This window comes from Thermoanaerobaculia bacterium, from assembly GCA_035717485.1.
GTDB lineage: Bacteria > Acidobacteriota > Thermoanaerobaculia > UBA5066 > DATFVB01 > DATFVB01.
In genome coordinates this window covers 1-2952 of the sequence record DASTIQ010000322.1, presented here as the reverse complement: position 1 = coordinate 2952, position 2952 = coordinate 1, and the positions used below count along the sequence as shown (strand labels likewise).

Here is a 2952-nt window from a genome sequence, read left to right as displayed (position 1 = left end):
ACCGGGGCACTGACTCGTGACTTTTGACTCGTGACTCGCGACCCCGAACGGGGAGCCCGGACTCAGCGCGGAGGAGTCGGCCGGCGCGCGGCGATCGGAACTCATAGCTGCGCAACGGCTTCTGCGGTTTCCCGGCCGCAGCCGGATCTCTCCCGCAGGATGCATCAAGTCCCCCGTTCGCTTCTTCTGCTAATGTCTCGCGCAGTCGCGGTTGTCATGGAATTGACGGAAGCCTTTCACGGGAGTCTCGCGGACGTCTCCGTTCCGACGGTCCTCCATCGGATTGTCGAGGTTCGCGCGCGGGGCACCCTCACGCTCTCGCGACCGGGCGAAACGATCCACCTCTTCTTCGTCGACGGCGAGCTGAAGACCGCCGCCACGACGCGACGCGGAATGCGCATCGGAGAAGCGCTCCTGCTCCACGGCCTCGTCGAGGAAGATCAGATCGAAGGCGCGCTCCGGTCGATCCACGCCGGACGTCATCCGCGAATCGGCAGGACCCTGGTCGAGAAGGGGCTTCTCTCCCGGGAGGTGCTGGACGCCGAAATTCGCCGGCACTTCGAAGAGATCTTCTATTCCGCCTTCGCCTGGAAGAGCGGCGACTTCGCGTTCGCTCCCGAGACGGGCCGCCTCGACCCCGACGTCGCGCTCGACCTTCCCACGGCGGCACTGATCATGGAAGGCGTGCGCCGGACGCCGGCAGACCGGCATCTGGACGAACTGGGCGACCCGGTGCACTTCGTGCGCGCCACGAAACTCGCCGAGCGCGTCGAGTCCCTCCAACTCAACTCCGGCGAGGCCTATCTCCTGTCGCTCTGCGACGGGAAAACCCGCCTCCGCGACCTCCTGCGCCTCGGCGGCTCCCGCGAGGATGCGGCGCAGACCCTCTACACGCTGCTCGCGGCGGGGTTGATCGCGCTCTCACCGGAGCTTCCGCCCGCGCCGCCGCACGAGCCGTGGGACACGAGCCCGCTCCTCCTGCCGATCGATCTTTCGGGCGCCCACGGGAGGCCCGACGACGCCGTCCGCCAGAAGCAGGCCCGGATCGCCTACCTCGAAGCCAACGCCTGCCTCGAGCGGGACGACCGTTACGGCGCGGTGGTTCTTCTCCAGGACTGCATTCGGATCGCTCCCGAGAATTCGGAATATCACTTTCGGCTGGCCGGCGCGCTCGCCTTCAACCGGCTCTGGCGACAGCGCGCGCTCGATCAGTATCGCGAGGCGTTCCGGCTCGATCCCCTCCGGGAGGAGCTCATGATCGAATTCGGGGAGCTTCTCTTCGTCTGCCGCGAATACGGCGAGGCTCGCGAAATCGCGCGGAGCCTCGTCGACCGCTATCCGTCGAAGCGCAACCGCGAGCTTCTCTCGCGATGCGAAGGCGCGCTCGATCAGTCGGGAGGCGCGACCGGTTTCGAAACATCACCGTCCGCGGGAACTCCCACTCGGCGCTGAACGCCCGGCGTCCACATCTCGACTCGCGACTTTCTGACCTTCCGACTCGCGGCCAATCGAGTTATACCCCTGTTATACTCGGGTCCATGAAGACGGCCGTTTCCGTCCCGGACCGCCTCTTCAAGGCGGCAGACCGGGCGTCGAAGAAGCTCGGCGTTTCGCGGAGTGAGCTCTACTCCACCGCACTCGAGGACTACCTCCGAAGGCATCCCGCCATGAGCGTTCGCGAGAGGCTGGACGAAGTCTACGGTCACGAACCTTCTGCCCTCGATCCGGCGCTGGAGGAGCTGCAGCGAAGGGCCCTTCGCAAGAAAGAACGCTGATGAAGCGCGGCGAGATCTGGTGGACGTCCCTCGGCAAGCCGAGAGGATCGGCGCCGGGATACCGCCGTCCCGTCCTGGTTCTTCAGTCCGACGACTTCAACGAAAGCCGCATCCGGACGGTGGTTGCCGCGGCGATCACGTCCAACGTCGCGCTCGGCCGCGCCCCCGGCAACGTCGTCGTTCGACCTCGCGAGAGCGGTCTCGAAAAGGAATCGGTGGTCAACGTCTCCCAGATCGTCACGATCGACAAATCGGCGCTGGAGGAGCGGGCCGGCGCCCTCTCCGCGCGGACGATCGAGGAGGTCGAAGACGGGGTCCGGCTCGTGCTGGGCCTCTGACGCATCGGCGGCATCCGTCGCCGCCCGCGAGCCGTAGAAGGATCGTGACCGTCGCGGGCTGGCGCGGAATCTATCCGCGGACGCCCACCTCGACTCGCGACTTTCTGACCTTCCGACTCGCGACCATGTACGTGAACGTCCGGGAGGCGAAACAACCGAGCGCAGCTTTTCGATAGCTGGGGATCCGGGAGTTTGTAAGAGTGCTTCCGGACATGATTCTTATCCGGCTGCGCAAGACTCTCGAGCTCGGCACCGCTCTTGGCGCGCGCGCCGGCCAAGGCGCTTCGACGTCCCGTCTCGATCCGGTCGGCGAACAGGTGAAGCGCATCGCCGTCGCTCTTCTGCTCCTCTCCCTGGCGCTGCCGGGACTCCGGGCGACGGCTCAAGCCCCGCCATCCGACACACGCGTCCGCCTTCCGACGGGTCTCTTCCTCGACACCGCGGGCACTTCGCTCGACGTCGGAAACATGCCGCTGAAGATGATCCCCGCTCCCGGCGGGCGGCGACTCGTGCTTCTCCTGAGCGGTTGGCGGGAGCAGGGGTTGCAGGTCGTCGATCGCGATTCGAAGCAGGTCGTCCAGACTCTTCCGCAGGGCTCGGCCTTTCTCGGGGTCGCGTTTTCGCCCGACGGAAAGTCGCTCTACGCCTCGGGAGGCAACGACGACGCCGTTTACTGCTACGCCTGGGAAGACGGCCAGGCGCGCAAGGTCGGGTCTTTTCCGCTCGTGGAGAAGAAAGCGGAGAATCCGGCTGAGAAGAAACCAGACCAGGAGGCGACACGGTATCCCGCCGGTCTCGCCGTATCCGCCGACGGCAAGCGGCTCTACGTGGCCGAGAAC

General features: G+C 66.2%; 4 protein-coding genes. All 4 read left to right on the top strand.

Features of this window, described 5'->3' with window-relative positions; all coding sequences use genetic code 11:
- Positions 1-216: 216 nt before the first annotated feature.
- Complete coding sequence (locus tag VFS34_16965) at positions 217-1452, top strand: DUF4388 domain-containing protein (GenBank protein ID HET9796142.1); 1236 nt, start codon at positions 217-219, stop codon at positions 1450-1452.
- A gap of 86 nt (positions 1453-1538) precedes the next feature.
- Entirely contained in the window at positions 1539-1775 is a 237-nt protein-coding gene (locus VFS34_16960; GenBank protein HET9796141.1) for a ChpI protein, read from the top strand.
- On the top strand, positions 1775-2113 hold the full coding sequence (locus VFS34_16955; protein HET9796140.1) for a type II toxin-antitoxin system PemK/MazF family toxin: 339 nt from the start codon (positions 1775-1777) through the stop codon (positions 2111-2113). Before VFS34_16960 ends, VFS34_16955 begins: the two co-directional genes overlap by 1 nt.
- Before the next feature lie 212 nt (positions 2114-2325).
- On the top strand, positions 2326-2952 hold a 627-nt coding region (locus tag VFS34_16950), incomplete at its 3' end, for a hypothetical protein (protein ID HET9796139.1).

What these genes read in the sequence shown, in the direction of transcription:
- VFS34_16960 (HET9796141.1), top strand. Translation starts at nt 1,539, where the DNA reads ATGAAGACGGCCGTTTCCGTCCCGGACCGCCTCTTCAAGGCGGCAGAC.
- VFS34_16965 (HET9796142.1), top strand. Translation starts at nt 217, where the DNA reads ATGGAATTGACGGAAGCCTTTCACGGGAGTCTCGCGGACGTCTCCGTT.
- VFS34_16955 (HET9796140.1), top strand. Translation starts at nt 1,775, where the DNA reads ATGAAGCGCGGCGAGATCTGGTGGACGTCCCTCGGCAAGCCGAGAGGA.